The organism is Streptococcus mitis (assembly GCF_003942995.1).
In the GTDB taxonomy this organism is placed as follows: Bacteria; Bacillota; Bacilli; order Lactobacillales; family Streptococcaceae; genus Streptococcus; species Streptococcus mitis_CV.
Window position 1 is genome coordinate 43,958 of the sequence record NZ_RJOH01000010.1, and the last position, 20,833, is coordinate 64,790.

20 protein-coding genes are annotated in these 20,833 nt (G+C 38.3%); 5 read left to right on the plus strand and 15 right to left on the minus strand.

All coding sequences use genetic code 11. The features are described from left to right. Positions 1-32 precede the first annotated feature (32 nt). From D8836_RS07135 to rsmH, 5 genes are all read right to left on the minus strand, one after another. Positions 33-2,138 (minus strand): ATP-dependent Clp protease ATP-binding subunit, encoded by a 2,106-nt coding sequence (locus tag D8836_RS07135; protein WP_125393551.1) that lies wholly within the window; start codon positions 2,136-2,138, stop codon positions 33-35. 334 nt (positions 2,139-2,472) lie between these two features. After that, positions 2,473-3,453, minus strand: a complete 981-nt coding sequence (mraY, locus tag D8836_RS07140; RefSeq protein ID WP_125393552.1) for a phospho-N-acetylmuramoyl-pentapeptide-transferase — start codon at positions 3,451-3,453, stop codon at positions 2,473-2,475. 1 nt (position 3,454) lies between these two features. Beyond that, positions 3,455-5,707 carry a penicillin-binding protein PBP2X gene (gene pbp2x / locus D8836_RS07145; protein ID WP_125393553.1) on the minus strand — a complete coding sequence of 751 codons (2,253 nt, stop codon included), beginning with the start codon at positions 5,705-5,707 and terminating at the stop codon, positions 3,455-3,457. Between the two features lie 3 nt (positions 5,708-5,710). Then, a complete protein-coding gene (ftsL, locus tag D8836_RS07150) occupies positions 5,711-6,028 on the minus strand; it encodes a cell division protein FtsL (RefSeq protein ID WP_000227824.1) in 318 nt (105 codons plus the stop codon). A gap of 9 nt (positions 6,029-6,037) precedes the next feature. Next, positions 6,038-6,988, minus strand: a complete 951-nt coding sequence (rsmH, locus tag D8836_RS07155) for a 16S rRNA (cytosine(1402)-N(4))-methyltransferase RsmH (protein WP_000159400.1) — start codon at positions 6,986-6,988, stop codon at positions 6,038-6,040. Between the two features lie 166 nt (positions 6,989-7,154). On the opposite strand from rsmH, the gene D8836_RS07160 reads away from it, so the two are divergent. Genes D8836_RS07160 through D8836_RS07180 form a run of 5 tightly spaced genes read left to right on the plus strand, consistent with a single transcriptional unit; the run spans position 7,155 to position 9,322 of the window. Further along, the gene (locus D8836_RS07160) at positions 7,155-7,349 is read left to right on the plus strand and encodes a helix-turn-helix transcriptional regulator (protein ID WP_001082470.1); all 195 of its coding nucleotides are present in this window, start codon (positions 7,155-7,157) and stop codon (positions 7,347-7,349) included. A gap of 14 nt (positions 7,350-7,363) precedes the next feature. Further along, positions 7,364-7,906 (plus strand): DUF3278 domain-containing protein, encoded by a 543-nt coding sequence (locus D8836_RS07165; protein ID WP_125393554.1) that lies wholly within the window; start codon positions 7,364-7,366, stop codon positions 7,904-7,906. A gap of 10 nt (positions 7,907-7,916) precedes the next feature. Further along, on the plus strand, positions 7,917-8,258 hold the full coding sequence (locus D8836_RS11400) for a hypothetical protein (protein ID WP_260468271.1): 342 nt from the start codon (positions 7,917-7,919) through the stop codon (positions 8,256-8,258). A gap of 12 nt (positions 8,259-8,270) precedes the next feature. Continuing rightward, on the plus strand, positions 8,271-8,849 hold the full coding sequence (locus D8836_RS07175) for a DUF3278 domain-containing protein (RefSeq protein WP_125393556.1): 579 nt from the start codon (positions 8,271-8,273) through the stop codon (positions 8,847-8,849). Then, a complete protein-coding gene (locus D8836_RS07180) occupies positions 8,846-9,322 on the plus strand; it encodes a glutathione peroxidase (protein WP_125393557.1) in 477 nt (158 codons plus the stop codon). The genes D8836_RS07175 and D8836_RS07180 overlap by 4 nt, the downstream gene beginning before the upstream one ends. A gap of 142 nt (positions 9,323-9,464) precedes the next feature. On the opposite strand, the gene D8836_RS07185 is transcribed toward D8836_RS07180, so the two are convergent. The 10 genes from D8836_RS07185 to D8836_RS07230 form a co-directional block, all read right to left on the minus strand. Beyond that, on the minus strand, positions 9,465-9,758 hold the full coding sequence (locus D8836_RS07185; RefSeq protein ID WP_125393558.1) for a DUF5960 family protein: 294 nt from the start codon (positions 9,756-9,758) through the stop codon (positions 9,465-9,467). Then, a complete protein-coding gene (locus D8836_RS07190; RefSeq protein ID WP_125393559.1) occupies positions 9,751-10,113 on the minus strand; it encodes a hypothetical protein in 363 nt (120 codons plus the stop codon). The genes D8836_RS07185 and D8836_RS07190 overlap by 8 nt, the downstream gene beginning before the upstream one ends. After that, a complete protein-coding gene (locus tag D8836_RS07195; RefSeq protein ID WP_125393560.1) occupies positions 10,110-11,525 on the minus strand; it encodes a Y-family DNA polymerase in 1,416 nt (471 codons plus the stop codon). The genes D8836_RS07190 and D8836_RS07195 overlap by 4 nt, the downstream gene beginning before the upstream one ends. A gap of 3 nt (positions 11,526-11,528) precedes the next feature. Continuing rightward, entirely contained in the window at positions 11,529-12,215 is a 687-nt protein-coding gene (locus tag D8836_RS07200) for an XRE family transcriptional regulator (RefSeq protein WP_125393561.1), read from the minus strand. A 368-nt stretch (positions 12,216-12,583) separates the two neighbouring features. Next, on the minus strand, positions 12,584-14,056 hold the full coding sequence (locus D8836_RS07205; RefSeq protein WP_185761613.1) for a peptide MFS transporter: 1,473 nt from the start codon (positions 14,054-14,056) through the stop codon (positions 12,584-12,586). A gap of 408 nt (positions 14,057-14,464) precedes the next feature. Then, positions 14,465-16,678 carry a glycoside hydrolase family 31 protein gene (locus D8836_RS07210; protein ID WP_125393562.1) on the minus strand — a complete coding sequence of 738 codons (2,214 nt, stop codon included), beginning with the start codon at positions 16,676-16,678 and terminating at the stop codon, positions 14,465-14,467. Beyond that, positions 16,675-17,319, minus strand: a complete 645-nt coding sequence (locus D8836_RS07215) for a DUF624 domain-containing protein (RefSeq protein ID WP_125393563.1) — start codon at positions 17,317-17,319, stop codon at positions 16,675-16,677. Before D8836_RS07215 ends, D8836_RS07210 begins: the two co-directional genes overlap by 4 nt. Before the next feature lie 204 nt (positions 17,320-17,523). Beyond that, entirely contained in the window at positions 17,524-19,089 is a 1,566-nt protein-coding gene (locus D8836_RS07220; RefSeq protein WP_125393564.1) for a type 2 periplasmic-binding domain-containing protein, read from the minus strand. Positions 19,090-19,098: 9 nt separating this feature from the next. After that, the gene (locus tag D8836_RS07225; protein WP_125393565.1) at positions 19,099-19,995 is read right to left on the minus strand and encodes a carbohydrate ABC transporter permease; all 897 of its coding nucleotides are present in this window, start codon (positions 19,993-19,995) and stop codon (positions 19,099-19,101) included. Between the two features lie 17 nt (positions 19,996-20,012). Then, on the minus strand, positions 20,013-20,833 hold an 821-nt coding region (locus D8836_RS07230; RefSeq protein WP_142999076.1), incomplete at its 5' end, for an ABC transporter permease.

Below are 20,833 nucleotides of genomic sequence, written 5' to 3' on the forward strand. Positions count from 1 at the left end.
GGTTCCTTCTTTTTTATTTTCAAAATCTTGATTTAGGCTTTTTCACGAATGACCAAAACACCATCTTCCATGTCAGCTTCTAGGTGTTTAGCATCAAGGTTATCCAAGTGGAAGTCTGTGACTTTGTCACGGATTTGTTGTTCAACCACACGACGGAGTGGACGGACACCCATGACTTCATCGTAGCCTTCCTCAGTCATGTATTCTTTAGCAGCTTCGCTCACTGCCAAGTCAATGTCTTTCTTAGAAAGCGTCTTGTTAACTTCAACCAACATAAGGTCCACAATCTTAGAAAGGTCTTCCTTAGTCAAGTGTGAGAACTCAATGACTGCGTTAAAGCGGTTGAGGAATTCTGGACGGAAGAATGGTTTCAAACGGTCCATCAATTCTGGCTTGTCCGCATCTTCTGTCAAGTTGGCTTCATAGCCAAATCCAGCATTTGAGGTCGCAATAATGACAGTGTTCTTGAAGTTTACTGTATTTCCTTGACCATCTGTCAAACGACCATCATCTAGAACTTGGAGGAGAAGGGTAATGACTTGAGGGTCAGCCTTTTCAATTTCATCCAAGAGAATGATAGAGTATGGATTGCGACGAACACGTTCTGTTAAGGTATTGCTATTGTCATCATAACCCACATAACCAGCTGTTGTACCGATTAGCTTAGAAACGGCTGTGCGGTCACTGTATTCAGACATATCCAAACGGATGATCGCATCCTTGGTTCCAAACATATCAAGCGCCAATTGCTTAGCAAGCTCTGTCTTACCAACACCAGTAGGACCTACAAAGAGGAAGCTACCGATTGGACGGTTACCTTCATCAAAACCAGCACGGTTACGACGGATAGCTTTTGCTACTGCTTCAACGGCCTTATCTTGACCGATTACCTTATCTTGCAAGCGATGAGCCATATCTTTCAGACGTTCGATGTCTGATGCTCCCATTTGTGATACTGGAATACCGGTCATTCGTTCTACAGACTCAGCCACATCGTTGACACTTGCAGTCACTTTCATATCTTCTGTGTGGTTTTCGATTTTCTTTTCCAATTCTGCGATGCGTGTTTTATAGTTTAGAGCTGCTTCAAAATCTTCTGCCTCAACTGCTTTTTCTTGCTTGTCTTTTTCTGCCTCAATTTCACGTTCAACAGCATGAACATCTGTTACTGGATGCTGAGCTGCCAAGTGAGCCGCCGTAACATCGACAAGGTCGATAGCCTTATCTGGCAAACTACGTTGAGGAATATACTGAACAGAATAATCCACTGCTGCTTTTAAGACTTCATCTGGCAAAATAACATTGTGGTGTTGTTGATAGAGATCACGAATTCCTTGAAGGATTTTAAAAGTATCCTCTGCTGAAGGAGCATTGACCTTGACTTCGTTGAAACGACGAGCAAGGGCTGCATTTTTCAAGATAGTATTACGGTATTCATCTTGAGTAGTTGCGCCAATCACTGTCAATTCTCCACGAGAGAGGGCTGGCTTGAGAATATCCGCAAGCCCCTTAGAACCACTGTCTCCACCAGTGCTACCAGCGCCGAGAATTTGGTGAATTTCATCAAAGAAGAGGATAATATTCCCTGCTTCTTTCACTTCATTGACTAAGTTTTGAACGTTTTCTTCAAAACTACCGCGGTATTGAGTCCCAGCCTCAAGACCTGAGATATCAATGGAAATAATTTCCTTATTCTTAATAGCAGCTGGAACATGACCGTTCACAATGGCTTGCGCCAAGCCTTCGACAACTGCTGTCTTACCAACACCTGCGTCTCCGACTAAAACAGGATTGTTCTTGGTACGGCGTGAAAGGATTTCAGATGTTTCTTGAATTTCCTTGTTTCGTCCGATAACAGGATCCAGTTTGCCCTCACGCGCTTCTGCTGTCAAGTTTCGACCTAGTTTTGCAAGGACACCATCTTGTTTCATACCTGACGTATGTTGTGGCATTTGTCCATCAGCTTCTGCATTTCCTGGTAATTGACCAGTTGCACGATAGTGAGCAAATTCCTCAGGTGTGACTTCGCGTCCATTAATCAAGTAACGGCGATTTTCAGAACTGTATCCTCGCATACCACCCATCAATTGGTTAAATAAATCATCCATGTTGTTAAAATTATTAAAGTTGTTGTTCATATTCTTTACCTCTTTTTGTTATTTATTATTACTGATATTGACTATCTTTGACCTTTGTTTTAAAAAATTTAGACTAGCTAAATCGCTACTCTACGTACTATTTCTGGTTTTTCTTTTTCAAGCAGGAGTAGACTATCTTTACTTCTGAAGATTTGTAGATTAAACATAGACCCCACCTCTTTCTATTTTACTTTAAATAAGTGTTCTAGTAAGGCTTTCATTTACCTTACGTTCATAATATACTACATTGGTCAGAAAAGGTCAAGTATTTTGACTTTAATTGACCAATATTTTTTAAAAAGCAAAAACACCCTGAAACATCAGGGTGCCATTCTTACATCAAATATAAAATTGCTAACGTTAAGAGACTTGCTAGAAGCCCCACTCCCCAGAAGAAGAAGTCGACCTTCCACTCGCTCCAAGGATTTCCCTTACCAGACAATCCTCCAAGTTCAAAATGGTGATGCACAGGCGTCATACGGAAAATACGTTTACCACCTGTCAGTTTAAAATAACTGACTTGCATCATAACTGAACTTGTTTCAAAGACATAAACAATTCCGATAATCAAGAGAGTCCATTCTTGGTGGAGGGCCATAGAGATAGCTGCCAACATTCCACCTAGGGCCAAACTTCCCACATCCCCCATAAAGACCTTGGCAGGCTTATGGTTAAAGACGAAGAAGCCGAGCAAACCACCAATCATGGCAAGAATCACTAGAAGAATATCCATCTGACCTTGCACATAGGCAATAACTCCATAGGCAGACAAACTAATCACAACGGAAATACTCGCTAAACCGTCAATACCGTCTGTCAAGTTCACTGCATTTGAAAAACCGACTAGCCAGAAAAGAGCGAAGATAATATAGAAAATCCCTAGATGAACTTGGTAGCCAAAGACTGAAAGCATATCGCCACCGCGCTCATAAAAAAGGTAGAAAATGACGCCACCTAAAAGCTGAAGAGCCAATTTCTGTTTGGGATTAAGGCCCTCATTGATTTTACGGAAGACCTTGAGGAAGTCATCTAAAAAACCGATTAAACCATAAAGAACCAAGATAAATAAAATCATACCGACATTATTGCTGAGTTGGTTACTAAATAAGGCAATAAAGAAGGCAACTAAAACAGAAGCAATTAAGAAAACCAAACCTCCCATTGTAGGAGTCCCAGCTTTTGCCTGGTGCTGTTTGACATCCTCATGCATCTGCTGGCCTGTAATTTGCGCCTTTCTATAAAATTGGATAAAGGCCGGAATTCCTACTAAAGTTAGTAAAAATGTCACAATTCCAGCACTAATAGAAATAAACATATTAGTCTCCTAAAGTTAATTTAATTTTTTTAATGTTTTTGATAGCTGTATTAGTCCGAACATCTTGCTTCTGAACGACGGAACCTGAACCTTCAAATTCCAGTTCAATATCCAACCATTTAGCAAAGGTCTCGGCAGTCTCTTTTTTCCAGCCATACATGTCTGGAATTTCTTCTACCTTATCCGATAAAAGGAGAACTTGTTGGTTTGGTGCAAGATTAGTCCCTTCTTCTACAGAAGTCTCTTTAATCTTTGTTCCAGTACCTACAACGATTGGTTGCACAATATTTCGGCGTAAGGCTTCCGCCAACTCACCAGGTGAAATATCCTTGATGCTAGGCATTGCATAAGAAGATTCTGTCGTAACTTTATCTAAATTCTTGGCTGGAGATTGAAGATTGAGAGATTCTTTCATAGCTGAAGCCCGCTCCAAGATTGGGTTGGCAAATTCTCCCAACTGGATACCTGAATAATGTTCAGGTTGTTGAACCGTTACATACAAGATAAAATCAGGATTTTCAGCAGGGTTCATAGCCACAACCGAGAAAATGTAGTTGGTAGAACCAACCAAGTAGCCTCCATTTTTCTCGTCAGCGATTTGGGCTGTACCAGACTTGAGGGCTACATTTTGACCTGGAACATTGACAGTTGCTTTTCCTGTACTATGATTGTACATAGTTCCATATGTAGGATCCGTTCCTACCAAGACCATGTGAGTACGAGTTTGGCTAGCTGCATCTTTCGAAACGGGATTTCCTACAATTTCTTTTTGAGATTTACGAACGGTTTGATCATTTGGATCATACAAGGCCGTAATAAATTTAGGCTCTAGCATGACGCCATCATTGGCAATGGCTGTAAAAGCACGTAGCATCTGAGTCTGCGTTACAGAAATCCCCTGACCAAATGCACTCATGGCAATATTGACAATATTATCTGCAGGCAATTGACCTGTATACTCATCAGTCAGACCAAAACGCGTCGGCACCCCAAATTTAAAGCGGTTTAGATAATCCAACCAAGTAGTATCTCCCATTTTTTGTTCAAGTAGACTCATTCCAACATTACTGGAGTGAGCGAAACCTTGTAAGAAAGTCATCATCCCACCAGTAGTCAAACCATCATTAACATCCCAATCTCGAATCGTCACATCCGCTATTTTTAATTCACTGCTATTGAAGTATTCTCCACTTGGGAAGGTATTATTATCAATAGAAGAAGCTAACGTCATAACCTTCATGGCTGATCCTGGTTCATAGTTACTTTGATAAAGAATATCACGCCAAACAAAGTCCTCAGTGATTCCTTCTTTAGTATCTGCATTAAAGGTAGGTCGTTGGGTGGTAGCGAGGATTTCACCGGTCTTTGCACTGACCAAGGTCGCGGTCATGTACTTACCTTTTACTTTTTCTAGAAAGGCATCCATCTGAGTTTCCATGAAAGATTGTAGCGGACTAGACAATGTTGTATAAACATCCTTGCCATCCACAGTTTGTTGCGATACCAGTTCTGTACCTGGTACGATATTTCCTACACGGTCTTTTTCATAGGTAATAATACCATCTGTCCCAGCAAGAATGGTATTTAAAGAACTCTCCAGACCAGAAGTTCCTAACAAACTCTTACTGCCATCCTCATTTTCATGAAGTTGGGCTAACCCAATAAAACTAGAAGCAAATTGTCCATTTGGGTAGCTTCTGTTAGGGCTAGTTGTAAAGTCAATTCCTTCCACACTAGCATCTTTCAAATCTTTTTTAATAGCCATCATATTGGCATAGGTAATCCCATTTCCTTTTGCTCCAAAGGAAACTTGAGTCAGATTTGGTTGAGACAGTTGCTCTTTCACATAAGCTTCATCCATACCCAAATACTTATGGAAGATTTCAGCTACCTTATTAAACTGCGAATCCTCTACATAAAGAATTTTACCCGTTGCTGACTTGTATTTTTTATCAATAACAGCATAGACGTTATAAGAGGTCGCATCTTCAGCGATAGGCACTCCATTTCGGTCATAGATAGTCCCGCGTTTGGCAGGTACTGTTCGAGTTGTTTGGTGAACTTTTCTAGCCTCTTTTACCAAGTCAGTACCAAATATATTACCTTTTGCGATAATATAAGCAAAATTGGCCAAAAAGAGGCCGAAAAGGGCAACAGCTAAAAAGCTGAGGTACTTGCCAACTATCCTACGGTTTTTTGCTGGAGACTTACGATTTTTTATCGCAAATCGGGTTATTTTTTCTGTCCATTTCATATCTTACTCCGCTGTTCGGATATTTTCATTATTCAATTTCAAATCTTTTTTATCTGCAATTTCTTTCAAGCGCTCGGAACGAATCAATTCATTCACTTCCTGCTTAGCATCATCGAGTTCTGTCTTCTTTTCTTCTATCTGAGCATTGATTTTTGTTAAATCACTTTGCACTTGCAAGAGTCGTGTCTGCATAAAGATAATGCTCACTGCTAAAACGAGAGCCGTAAAAGCGATGGAAAGATAAAAAGCCTTCTCCACACGTGAGAATTTTTTTATACGATTCTGCAAGAATTGACTGGTTGTTTCTTTCTTATCTACCATTTTTTCCTCTTACTTGTGAATTTTTCTGGCCACGCGCAACTTAGCTGAATGCGAGCGGTTGTTTGCTTCTAACTCTTCTGCACTTGGCAAGATGGGCTTACGGGATACCAATTCCATCTTGGGCTTGAGATCATCTGGGATGAAAGGCAAGCCTTTTGGAACTTCAACCGTTGAAGCTTCCTTGAACAATTGCTTGGTCAAGCGGTCTTCTAGTGAATGGAAGGTAATCACTGAGATTCTACCATCTAGAGCCAACATATCCATAGCCTGCTGGATAGATTCATCTGCAGCTCCCAGTTCATCATTGACTTCAATCCGAATAGCCTGGAAAATCTGCTTGGCAGGATGGCCCTTCTTCTTGAGTTCCTTGGCAGGTTTAGCCGACTTGATAATCTCAGCCAACTCAGTCGTAGTCTCGATTGGCTTGACTTCACGAGCTTGCTCAATCTTACGCGCAATCTGTTTAGAGAATTTATCCTCGCCATACTTGAAGAAAATTCGGACCAAATCATGATAGTCATAGTGGTTCACCACTTCATAGGCTGTCAGACTAGCATCCTGATTCATTCGCATGTCCAGTGGCGCATCCTTTTTATAAGAAAAACCACGCTCACGCTGATCCAGCTGAGGACTAGACACTCCCAAGTCATAACAAATTCCATCAATTTCCTGAACACCAGCTTCGCGCAAACGTGCCTGTAAATGACGGAAGTTATCCTTTATAAAAGTCACCATTCCCTTTTCAATGTAAGGAGCCAAGCGTTTTTGTGCGTTGTCAATGGCATTCTGATCCTGATCAAAGGCATAGAGATGGCCTTTTTCACTTAATTTACTTAATAAATATTCGCTATGGCCCGCTCCACCCAAAGTCGCATCAACGTAGATGCCGTCAGGCTTTACGTCGAGCATATCAATCGTTTCGTGGAGTAAGACCGTTACATGATGAAATTCTTTTGTCATATCTTATCTATTTTACCACAAATCCGACCAGCTTGCACTAGTCAGACAAATAGGTCAAATGTAAGTAAGATTTCTTTAAGAAATATGTCAAATATGCTTGACATCCACTCCGTAGAAGAATATAATATAGTCAAATATATGCGACACAAATCAGAAAGGAGAACAGATGAATCGTGTGAAAGAATTTCGCAAGGAACTGGGCATTTCCCAGCTCGAGCTCGCCAAAGATATCGGTGTCTCGAGACAGACCATCAACATGATTGAGAACGACAAGTACAACCCAACTCTGGAACTCTGTCTCAATCTCGCCCGCAGCCTCCAAACTGACCTCAACAGTCTCTTTTGGGAGGATGATTTTTAAAAAGGAGCCAACACATGAAAAAAGAAACCTTCACTGAAAAACTGATCAAGCGCACATACGGTATTTCTGATCCACTTGACGAATACAAACGACGCGAGGCAGACCGTATAGGTAACCAAGTCTTTATCTTCCTTTTTTATCTGATGATTTTCGGAAATCTTATTCCACTCCTTCTGGCCTATAAATATCCTCAGCTAGTGGCTCTGGTCTATCCTCCTCTGATTTTAGTGATTGCCCTCATCGCTGCTGGCTATGTCACCTACCAAATGAAAAAAACAGGGATTACAGCTATTGATCCGGATATGCTGAATGAGAAAGAAAGTAAGCAACTACACTCCCCAGGTCTTAAAGCAGGTTTGTTCTTTGGTCTATGGATGTTTTTTATAACTCCTCTTCTAAGTATACTCATAGGTGAAGGTCAGGACTATTTTCATTCTCTTCTCACTATAAGAAATGGTGTATCAAGCATTCTCGGTTCTATTTTCTTCGGAGCGAGCATACAGTTTCTCATCTCCCGTCGCATTGCAAAAACTAAGAAAGATCAAGATGAGGATTAGGAGGTACCTTATGAAATCACTAGTAACTTTACTATTCAGTCATATTTTTGTCAGCATCTTTATTACCTTCGTCCTGTTTTCTGGACATATTACGCGTCCTTTCTTGATCATTTTCCTTTTATTTCTTCCTTTGCTGAACAAGGGACAAATACTTCAGAAAATCCAATCCAAAAAAATACGCCTTCTAAACGTATCTCTCTGTTTTATTCTCGTATCCTTCCCACAACTTTTAAGGAGTCCTGCAGATTGGAGATACCTAGTATTTCTAACAACCTGTATCATTTTTAGCTTGATTTACTTCTATACTTTCTATCAACTCGTTAAAGAAGTCAATCAAAAACCACTCATTTAGGAGGTTACTAACATGAAAAAAGAAGACTTCACCACTCGCCTACTTCGAAATCTCTTTCACATTCAGGGCCCTTTTGATGAATGTCGACAAGAGATTATCTACAAGGCTTGCGCCCGTTCCATGGTCCAAATCGTTTATTCTTCCTTCTTTCTCTTCTTGTTTTATCTGTTATTTGGACGCTTCATAGAAGTGGTTCGCTATGCTATGCCTTATGTTTACTCTGGACTCATCTTTTTCATTACTTTAAAAACTCAAAGAGTCGTCAAAGAACTCCATCTGGAAAAAGATGACAAGTCAGAAATCATCCTCAAAACCTACAGCAAAGCCCAAATCAAATTCCGAAGCTGGGTTGTGTTTATTGGCATTCAGATTGGCTTCTTTACCCTACTCATCTTTCATAAAGTCTTCGTTCAGCAGATGTCCTTTTCAGATTTTGGGAAGTTGCTCATGCAATTTGATAAAAGTGGTCCTTTCCTAATGTACAGCCTGATTATCGGTAGCATTTTTGGAACCCTGACCTACGGATTTCTATCACTACAGGAGGAAAAAACTCCTAAAAATACCAAACAGAAGGAGAAAAGCAAGCAATGATCTCACTATACGATTTTTCAGTCTTGAACCAAGACCATCAAGAAACTCCACTAGAGACCTATCGTGGTAAGGTTCTCTTGGTTGTCAACACTGCTACTGGATGCGGTTTAACGCCCCAGTACCAAGGACTTCAAGAACTCTATGATCGCTATCAAGAACAAGGTTTTGAGATTTTAGACTTCCCTTGCAATCAGTTTATGGGACAAGCACCAGGCAGCGCAGAGGAAATCAACACCTTCTGTAGCCTACATTATCAGACCACCTTCCCACGTTTTGCCAAGATAAAGGTCAACGGTAAGGAAGCAGATCCTCTCTATGTTTGGTTGAAAGAACAAAAATCTGGCCCACTGGGAAAACGAGTCGAATGGAATTTCGCTAAGTTTCTTATCGGTCGTGATGGTCAGGTCTTTGAACGCTTCTCTTCAAAAACAGACCCAAAACAAATTGAAGAGGCGATACAAAACCTACTATAATTTCACAATCTCACTATTATTAGTTCTCCTTTAGCCTAAGAATAGTGGGATTTTTTGATGGGCTTTGACTTGAATAGGAAAACACCCCATGATATGAACCATGAAGTGTTGTAAAAATGATACATTCATAGCAGACAAGGCACTACTGACTGCTATTCTTGACTCCTGAATATGTATAGGTCCTATTTCTAGGACACTCTTTTTCCGTTACCACCCTAAAATAAAAGCTATGCTCCCGCCCATCCTTGGCATTTTCCTTGTTTAAGACAAAGTAGTTTTTCTGATTCATCGCCATGGTTCGTAGAATGTCATCAATCAAGAAAGTCAAGGGTACGTTCATGGCAGAGTATTTTTGAAAATCCTCTTCAAAATGAATATAGTTATCTGAAAAATAATCCATCTGCAGTTTGTTTTCATACAGCTCTTTTCTAGTCATAAACTACCTCCTCCCACAGTCGAATTTCGAGGACATCTGCAACCTCTATCAACCTATATCCCTCGTTTGTTCTAATAGATAGAGTCTGATGTGATAACTCTCTCACCTCACCGATGATGGTGATTTTCTGCTTCTTTTCCTTTACCACAAAACTTCCCTTAAGTTGGCCAACATAAAGCTGAGAAAGCAAGTGCAACTTCTCATCTGGAGTCAAATCCGTCGAAAAATCAACACGTTTTTTTTCTTCACTGAGCGAACTGGTGTGTTCTGAGAGGTAAAATCCCATCCACTTCTGCATACCTGGATCTTGATAATCTCGCGCAGATTGAAAAGGTAAATAAGAACGATCAATCATTTTAATCCATCTAATCCTCCAGCAGAATGTCCCCCAATCAGCTTGCTTCTGGCAAGACTCCTAGAGGCTTCTTCCAGTGCATTGGCCTTTAAGAGAGAAGTGAAACCAAATTGTTCCCTAATGGAGTCAATGGCCGTCTGGAGCCTTTCTTCTTTTTCTAACTTATCAACATCATCAAAGAGAGATAGCAAACCAAAGGACTCGTCTACAAATCCTGAATAGTTAACTCCAATACTTCTAACCGCTCCAGAAGTATATTTGTTCTGAAATAACTTCAAAACATAATCCGTTAAGACAGCTGTATTATTGGTCGGTTCGACCTTCATTTGTGTGTGAATAGACGACCTGACCTCCTGTTTAGAGAAACCGACATAGATAGAGACAAGGGTTGTTTTCTTGCCAGACCTTCTCAATCTAATAGCCACCTGCTCCGCCATTTCCCGGAGAATAATTTCAATATCCCGTAGCTTCACGTAGTCTCTCGGCAAGATTTGAGAATTTCCCAGGCCCTTGGATTTGGCTTTATAGGGCTTATGAACATTGCTCTCATCAATTCCGTTAGCATGAAACCACAAACGAAGACCAGCCTGACCCAGAACTTTCTTTAGCTGGTCGGGATTGCTGGTTGCCAATTCCTTGATGGAAAAAATCCCCAGAGCATGCAAGCGTTTCTCCATCCGCCTGCCAATCCCCCAAAAATCCGTCATCTTAGGAATGGACCAGACCTTCTCTTCCACATCCTGGTAAGACCAGTTAGCCCTCATGGTCGGAGTGTGCTTAGCCTCATTATCCAGAGCCAACTTGGCCAGTAAGGGATTGGCATTGGACATACCTACTGTAGAGTAGATTCCTGTCTGCCTCCAAATATCCCTCTGAATACGAGCAGAAAGCATATCCAGCTTGTCTTTGCGAGAGAGACTCTTGTCTGGGATGAAATAGTTGAGCGAACTAGTCAGGTCAATAAAGCCCTCATCGATAGAGTAAGGATAAATATCATCTGGACTGCCATAGTTTTGAAAGATTCGCTGGATTTCCATATTGACTGCGATGTACTCATCCATCCTGGGTGGCACAATCAAGGTCACTTGAGCCCAATCTTCGATGTAGCGAACATAGTCTGAGTCGGTAGGTAGCCCTTGCTTTCTAGCATTATAGTAGGAAAATTTACGGGTCTTGATATCAAAGGGCAGATCATAGGCCCGACCAACATTTGACTTGCCAAAAATCTTCTTAAACAGGGGAGAGGAGGCTAGGATAAGACCAGTTGAATTATCCGCGCGACTCATGACACAAAGCGAAGTCTTCAGCGGATGCAAGCCCCTTTTCACACACTCGACACTGGCATAAAAGGATTTCATATCGACAAAGGCAATGTCACTTTTGGGCTCTCTGGAATAATCAAAGTAGCCCATTGGCTAGCCCTCCATCGGCACAAAGTTCCCAACGATAATCCCCACAATCCGAGGATCTTCCTCATAGGAGATGAAAATATCCTTGTATTTAGGATTGATAGAGACCAGACGCAATCCATTCTCCTCTCGATAGACCCGTTTGATATAGGTCTGGTTGTTGCAAACCACTGCATAAACCGCCCCGTCATAGTCAAATCCTGTCTCTCGAATCAGAGCTACTGAACCATTTTGGTATTTAGGTTCCATGGAGTCCCCAGACACCCATGACGCAAAATCATGAGCCAACTCCTCATTAAAGTAAACCGTATCAAAATTCTGATCATCGTAGACTGAAGCCCCAATCCCTGCTGACATGCGTTCATAAACACGGTACTCGTAGAGGCGCTCTGGCATAGCTGTCACTTTCTGGGCTTGCTCCTCTTGAGATAGGTTGCGAGCATAGAGAACAACCTTCTCCTGCCCTTGCTTGGAGAGGCTATGGTAGAGACGGACAATCTCGATCTGAGTAAAATATCCTTTTGGTACTTTTAAAATATTCTCTAGCTGAGCTACCTTCTCCTTGGACGGTTCCTTGACTCCACGTTCCCAAGCCGAGTAAGCCTGGAAACTAATCCCAAGTTGCTCTGCAATTTCCTTCTGTGTCAGTTTTAACTCTTTCCTCCGAGCCTTTAATTTTTCTGGCTGATACATACTTCACCTCCTATTATAGAACCTTATCTTAAATGATTTTCCTTAGAAAAGCTAATCTTTAGTTGAGTCACTTTTACAACTCAACCAATTTGGTTTAGTTTTATTATATAAAAAAAGTAGACAAATGTCCACTAGGAAAAACAGAAACATCGTGAGTTTTATACTCAATGAAAATCAAAGAGCAAACTAGGAAACTAGCCGCAGGCTGTACTTGAGTACGGCAAGGCGACGTTGACGCGGTTTGAATTTGATTTTCGAAGAGTATTAATCAAACTAAAAGGACCTAGCCCTATACAATACAGAACTAAATCCTTTGAATAAATAATTGATCTAACTTTTAAAATCCCTACAGAAATTCCAGTTTTTCTCTATTTGATACCAGACATTAGTTTTTCAATACGCGGAACGTAGAAGAGTAAGATAATACTGAATACAATCGTAATTCCTCCAACAATTCCATAGTAAGCAACTTCAGTTTCGCTTGTATAAAATTTTACAATTTGAGCATTGATAGCTTGGGCAGCTGCATTACTCAAGAACCAGATAGACATCATTTGTGCTTGGAAGGATTTTGGTGCTAACTTAGTAGTGACTGATAGACCAATCGGCGAAATCAGCATTTCCCCTACAATCACAATAGCCCAACTCATAATCAACCAGAGAGGGCTGACCTTAACATCTGTCCCAAAGAGCATCCCTGGTAACATCATCCACAAGAAGGATAAACCTGCAGCAAATAAACCGTAAGCAAATTTCTTAGCAGAGGATGGTTGCTTTTTACCCATTTTCCCCCACAACCACGCAAAAATCGGCACATAAATCATAATGAAAAGGGGATTGATACTTTGGAAAAAGCTAGATGGAAAATGAATCTGATTCCCAAATACATTAAAGTAAAGTTGAGTTTGATCATCCGCAAATAGAGCGAGAACAACAGAACCCTGTTCCTCAATAGACCAGAAGAGTACTCCAGCGATAAATAAAGGAATGTAGGCAAAGACTCGGGATCTCTCAGTAGCAGTTATTTTCTGACTAGATAAAATTTTGAAGAAATAGTAGATTGGAATGATTACCGCAATCACTGTAAAGATATTAACAATCATATCCACGTTAAACTGGTTAGTAAAGACTAAACCTATAACCACAAGAATAACCATGACAAGTGTAATCAGCAAGCGTTTAATCAAGGTCTGCTGGTCCTTCTGTGAAAGTGGATCAGTGGGGTAAAGACTTGATTCAGGCAGGTATTTCTTCCCATCTAAAACGTACTTCACCAGACCAAAGAACATCCCAATGGCAGCTAATGAGAAACCTAGATGGAAATTGACTTCCTGACCTAGATAACCCACTAGATAAGGGGCAACGAAGGCACCTAAGTTAATACCAAAGACAAAGATACTAAAACCTGCATCCCGTCTATCATCCTCTTTCTCATAAATTCCCCCAACCATATCTGAGATATTGGGTTTTAAAAATCCAGTACCAAAGATAATCAAGGCAATAGAAAGATAGAGAGCCACTTGTCCAAAAGGTGTTGCCAAAGCAATATGCCCTAGCATAATCAAAATACCACCGTAAAAGACAGTCTTACGACTTCCTAAAATACGGTCACTGACAAAACCACCGACAACCGAGGACAAAAATACCAGCGAGCCATAAATCGCCATAACCGATGCAGCCGTGGTCTTATCCATCCCCAACCCACCATCTTGCACACTATAGTACATATAGTAAAGTAGGATAGCTCGCATCCCATAGTAAGAAAAGCGTTCCCACATCTCTGTAAAGAAGAGGGTGGACAAGCCCATAGGATGTCCAAAAAATGTTTTCTGTTTTTCCATATATATTCTCCTTTAACGATATAATAATTCATTTTACAGAATTTTCAAACAAATGTCAAACAAATCCTGTTTATTTTAGAAAATTTTCTGAAAAAATCACACGTCTCATACTTAATTCCACCATAAAAATCCATTTCAGACTAACTTTCACTTCGGTCAGGCAAGTGGAAGTTACTTTGAAAAATTACCTTTAAAAATTTGCTCTTGTTTAGTTTAAAAATGTTTTAAACTTTGAAACATACTTATCATATCCTTTCCTCTTCAGTAAACAAAAAACATCCCTATGCCAAACTTGTAATTACTACAATACAAGCCAATAAGCATAGAGATGTAAAACTATTACACATTAAAAAATAATAATTAGTAATTAGTAATTAAAGAATAGAAATTGTGTACGAAATGTCTCAATTAGTTTTCGCTAGTAAATATCATTTCCAACAAACGCCCTCTCAATTCCTTATCCTGATGATGCAAGATATTCATTAACTCATGAGAATTTTTGGCATTGATGAATTGATTTAATAATCTATCTTTTAATTCATATGGAAGAGAAGCCGTCTTTAGTAGTCTAAAAATTTCATCATTTAGAGATAGCGTTTTATTATCTTTACATTCAAATCTAGCTGTATCATTCTTATTTGGCAATTCAATCATAGACACATTCGTTCCTTTAAAATGAATTCTATGCCTTCTATTGCTTGGAACGATACTAGAATCTCCTTGTAATGTTAACTCTACCATCCCCATTTCCCAGTCGATTGATAATCTTGTTTTATATCTTTGACCATTTTGATCTTCAATCATTTCAAAAGAATGTTGTTTGCCTGGGAATACATACCAATCTACAACTTTAGGTAAATCAACACCCATATCTATCTCAGAACCAACCAAGGGAATGATTGCACCACTTTTTGCAAACACAGGTATAGTCGAAATATCTCTATAAACACTCAACTTCATACCACCTGTGTATTTTTTCTCTGAAAAGAAATCATACCATTCACCTTCAGGGAACCATACATCTACTTTTGCAGATTGGAATGCCAAATCCATCTTTTCTACAATGGGAGCCACCATCAGTTCTGTTCCAAAAAAGTATTGATTTGGGACATTATAGCTCTCATCATTCTCTGGGTAGAAATAATACATTGGGCTGATTAATGGGGCACCTTCCTCGTGTGTCTTTACATTCATAGTATATAGATATGGAATCATCTGATGTCTCAAACGAAGGTATTTCTTCATAATCTTAGATGTTGTTTCTGAAAAAAACCAAGGTTCTTTACTATTAAAGGGACTTCTAGAACTATGTAAGCGAGTAATCGGACTAAAAACGCCAAACTGTAGCCATCTGGTTTGTAGCTCTTCGTCATAATCCCCTAGCATGTGTCCACCGATATCATGACTCCACCAACTATAACCGATATTAGATGCTGTCGCTGTAAAATAAGGTTGAAATCTTAAGGAATTCCAACTAATAATGGTATCTCCTGAAAAACCAACAGGGTATCGGTGACTACCCGGCCCTGCATATCTTGATAAAATCAAACCACCTTCTGCATTTTTACAACTATCCTGATAATGATAATGGTTTAAAAGCCACAGTGGATCCAACATGCCTTGAGTCCCCTGTTGCCAGTCAATCCACCAAAAATCTACTCCCTGCTTTTCTAGCTCATAATGAACATCTTTAAAGTAGGCTTCCCTAAAAGAGCGATTAAAAAAATCAAAAATAGCAGGTTCTTCTAATTCTACATTTAACCCTAATCGTTTGGCAACGCGAGGATAAGCTTCTTCATAAGCCCGTATACCATCAGCAGGATGGACATTTAAAGAGAGTTTTAATTTTCTATCATGAAGTTGTTGCAATAACTGTTCTGGATTAGGTATTAAGTTTTTATTCCAACTATATCCTGTCCACCCACTTCCAAAACGGGCTGGAATTTCAGTTATATGCCAATCCATATCTAACACACCGATAGATAATGGAATTTTCTCTGTTTTAAATCTGTCTATTAAATTCAAGTATTCATCTGACGTATATGGCCAATACCTACTCCACCAATTTCCTAAAGCATATCGTGGCAACAAGGGTGTTGAACCAGTCAAATGGTAAAAGTCTCTGATTGCTCCTCTATAATCATGCCCATAGGCAAAGAAATACAGGTCAATTTGATTTTCTCTCTCAATATAACCAGACTGCTCATCCCAAATAAATCCTTGAGAATCATCCAATAAGGCTATACCATTTCGGCTAATAATTCCATCTTCTAATGGGATTGCTCCATCTGCCTCATCCAGAGTCCGAGCTGTTCCTTTTAACGTTTCAATAGATTCACCAAAATACCAGCGACTACCATATACGGCAAAATTTCCTTTTAATTCTATAAATAAATTTTCGGCGTTAAATTCTCCTTTATTAAAGTGCAGATGAAAATAGTCCGTCATAATATCTAGTACGTTTGATGTCTCGATATAATCTAACGAAACTTGACCAAAATCTCTATTATAGATAAGTTGTGTCGTTCTATCCTCAAAACTTCCAGTTTGAGAGTATTCTAACCTTACTAACTTGTCTGTTAATACAGAGATTCGATAAAACTCTCCCTTAAAAATTTTCAATTTGTTTCCCTCCTTTTAGTAAATTTCTTTACCTTATCAAACATTTTATTTGTTATCGTTACATTCATCAATCCGCAAAAAGCAAATCCCCCAAATGTAAATACGTAAATAGCTGTTAAAACTCGTTCTGGACTACTAAAACTCATATACAGTATAGAAATATTAAATAAAACCAACATGATAGCTTGTATTGGATTTAAAATACAAATTAATACGCTATTTACAATACTATTTTTTAGATTATCTTTAAATAAACCAATATAGGGAAAAATAACACTCATCAAAAGTATTATAACAAATAAAAAGGGCAACACTAACAATAAACTATACTCTGAAAATAAACTTGAATAGCCCCAAAGACAATAGTTCACATATAAAAGTAATTCTATTAGGAGGATAAACAACCAAATAAAAGTTGACTGTTTAAAATTTTGTCTAAAGATCCGAAAATAATGATAAGCAATATCGGTATCTTTACCTTTTAAAATACGATACCACATTGTCGTAAGAGAAGTTAGTGATGCCCCAATTGTAACTATTGGAATACAACTCACAATAAATAGAGTATTTAAAATAATTAAATCTGTCAAAAAAGTTAAAATTCTAACTACTTTTCCATCTAATGAAAATAATTTTTGCATAATATATTCTCCATAAAATCAATCGTCTTAACTCTATATTTTAGAATGTCAGTTGCACAAAAATATTACCTAAATTATTTAAAAAACATTTCCAAATTTCTTTAAAAATTAGAATAAAGGAAGCGAGATAATTTGACGTTATCAGTCTCGCTTCCTGTAATTAGCTAGTCCCTTGTTTATACAACCAAGAGTTCATATAAAGTATTACTCTTTGACTTCTTTTTGGTAACGATTATATGCTTCCTGTTGAATCTTCATAAATTCGTCCAATCCCATATTCTTAAGAGTTTCTTTGTATGAGTCCCATTCTTTTTCTATGCCACCTTCAACTACCCATTTAGATGCTTGTTGTTTGACATAAGATTCAATACTCACATAGATTGATGATAATTTGTTAAGTTCTTCTTGTGAATAAATCACATTAGGGTAAGCTGGCAACGCAAATTGTTTCAAATCTTGGTCCATCTTCAATTTCAATCCATCACCTTGTGTTTGATCGATTTCTACGCGACTATTGATATCATCGCTTACGTATTTAGGACCAAAATCTCGAAGTGAATTAATCCATGCCCATCCATCAGCTGATTTACCATCTTTAGGAGGTAACACTTTAAACTTATCACCATTCTTTTCAGTAGCTATTCCAAATGATCCATAGAAATTCTGAATACTTGCTTCATCTGTATATAATTTATCCAACCATTTCAATAATTTAGCAGGGTTTTTGCTCTTATTTGTAATCAAAATTTCATTTCGACCATAGTTGTAATGATCTGGATCAGAAAAGACATATTGTTTACCATCCATACCTTTTAAAGCAGGTAGAGCAATATATTCACTTGAATGTAAGCCAAACGTTGCATCTGCTGTCCAACCACTAGAAACACCTACTCTAGATACTCCCTTATCCATACGTTTTGCTACACTCATAGAGGTATCTTCTGTAAAGATTTCCGGATCAATCAAACCTTTTTTATAAGATTCGTGCATTGCTGCAATCCCTTGTTTATAACTTTCCTCTGTACGAAGGTAGACTGGTTTCCCATCTTTTACAGACATTTCATATGTATTATCTGCCCCTAAACGATTATTGAACGGAAGAATATATGAGAATGTTGGATCAAAGTTTCCTGCTCCGAATGGAATTTCATCAGAAGCGTCTCCATTTCCGTTCGCATCTTTATCCTTAAATTCTTGTAGTACTTTTACTAAATCATCATAAGTTTCTGGAACCTTTAATCCTAAATTATCCAGCCACTTTTTATTAATAAATAGCTGATTAGCTACAGTAGGACGCATCGGTAATTTTTTAGGTAGACTGTAGATATGACCATCTGGTGAAGTAATCATAGCTTTAATCTTAGGTTCTTTCTCCATAGCCTTAGTTAAATTTGGCATGTTTTCTTTGATTAAATCTTCCAATGGAATAAATAAAGATTGGTTCTGAGCAATTTCTGAATCTGTAAAAGCATTTGAACCTAAAAATGCATCTGGTAAATCTCCACTAGCAACCAACACAGATTTCTTATCTGCCCAATCTGCAGCTACAAGTGTATCCCATTTAACATCGATACCTGATTCTTTGGCAGAATCAGTTAGAAAACCTTTATGATAATCTTCCCCCCAGTCAGACCAACGAACAGTTGTGATTTTATAAGAATCTTCTCCAGACTTATCATCCTTATTCGTATTATTAGAATTTGCACAGGCTGTTAAGCCAGCAAGTGTAACTGTTCCTAAGAACAAATATGTAAATGATTTATTTTTCATGTTTTTCTCCTATTCTTTCAACGCGCCAATCATTACGCCTTGATTAAAATATTTTTGAACAAAGGGATATAGCAACATTATCGGAGCGGTTGAAATAACAATTGCTGCATATTTCATCATATCGGCTTTGATACGAAGATCTGATGCCACTTCTCCTGTTGCTTGCGATTGTAACATTTGATTACTAATTAGTAAACGTCGTAAAATTAATTGCAATGGTTGTAAATTTTCATTCGTTAAATAAATTAAAGCATTAAACCACGAATTCCAAATACCAACTGCAGTCCAAAGTCCAATAACTGCTATAATAGCTTTTGATAAAGGAACGACTATATTAATAAAATAACGAATTGTACCACATCCATCAATTTGCGCAGCCTCCCACATCCCGTCTGGAATACTATTATTAAAGAAAGTTCTAGCAACAATAATATTGTATGATGAAACTGCAAAAGGTATTACCATTACCCAAAATGTATCAATCAAGCCTACATTCTTTACTGTTAAGTAGGTAGGAATCAAGCCACCTGATACAAACATAGGGATTATGTATAGAATACTCATCCACTTTCTACCAACTAATTCTTTTCTAGATAAAGCATAACCAGCTGGAATATTGACTACTAAAGCAACTAAGGTCCCAACAACAGTATATAAAATTGTATTTAAATAGCTACGTAAAAATAAAGGTTGTTGAATAAGACGTAAATATCCATCTAATTTCCATTCTCTAGGAATAAACCATACCTTTCCATTTGCAACATCTGAAGGATTACTAAAAGATGCAATCACTACAAACCATAACGGATAAACAATTAACAGGATAAGGAAAATTGCTAAACCATAGGTAACTATATCAAATAATAATTCAGAGTTTGTTTTTCTTGATTTATGAAACCATTTCACCTTGAGCACTCCTTCCTTTAAAAAAGACCCGTTCTAGTATATCTTTTCGAGAACCAGTTAACAGATAACAAAATTATTAGATTGACTACGGTGTTAAATAACCCTATAGCTGTCGAATAACTATACTGAAAGTTCACCATACCAACTTTATAAACATAGGTCGAAATTATCTCACTTCCTGCTAAATTAAGTGGATTCTGTAGTAGTAACACTTTCTCAAAACCTACACTTAATAAACTACCTGCTCTTAATATTAGTAAAATCATAGCAGTTGGCAAAAGTAATGGTAATTCTATATGCCTAATTTTTTGTAATCTAGAGGCACCATCCATAGTTGCAGCCTCATAATATGTAGGATCAATTGCAGAAAGCGCTGCTAGATAAATAATACTATCCCAACCAATATGTTGCCATACATCACTCCAAACATAAACACCTGCAAAATTACTAGGTTTTGATAAAAAATCTGGAATAGTAATTCCAACAGACTTAAATACATTCGCTAACAAACCACTAGTAGGAGATAAAAATAAGATAATCATCCCACACATAACCATTGTAGAGATAAAATGGGGTAAGTAAGTTGTCACTTGAAATATTTTTCTAAATTTCCCAACTCTTAACTGATTACTAATTATAGCTAGTATAATAGGCAAGGGGAATCCTACTACAATACTATAAAGTGAAATTTTTAATGTATTGAACATAGTTGTCCCGAATTGGAATGATGAGAAAAACTGAGTAAAGTACTTAAATCCTACCCACTGACTAGCAAATATCCCATTGGCTGGTGAATAGTCTTTAAATGCAATAATTAGTCCCAACATGGGAATATAGG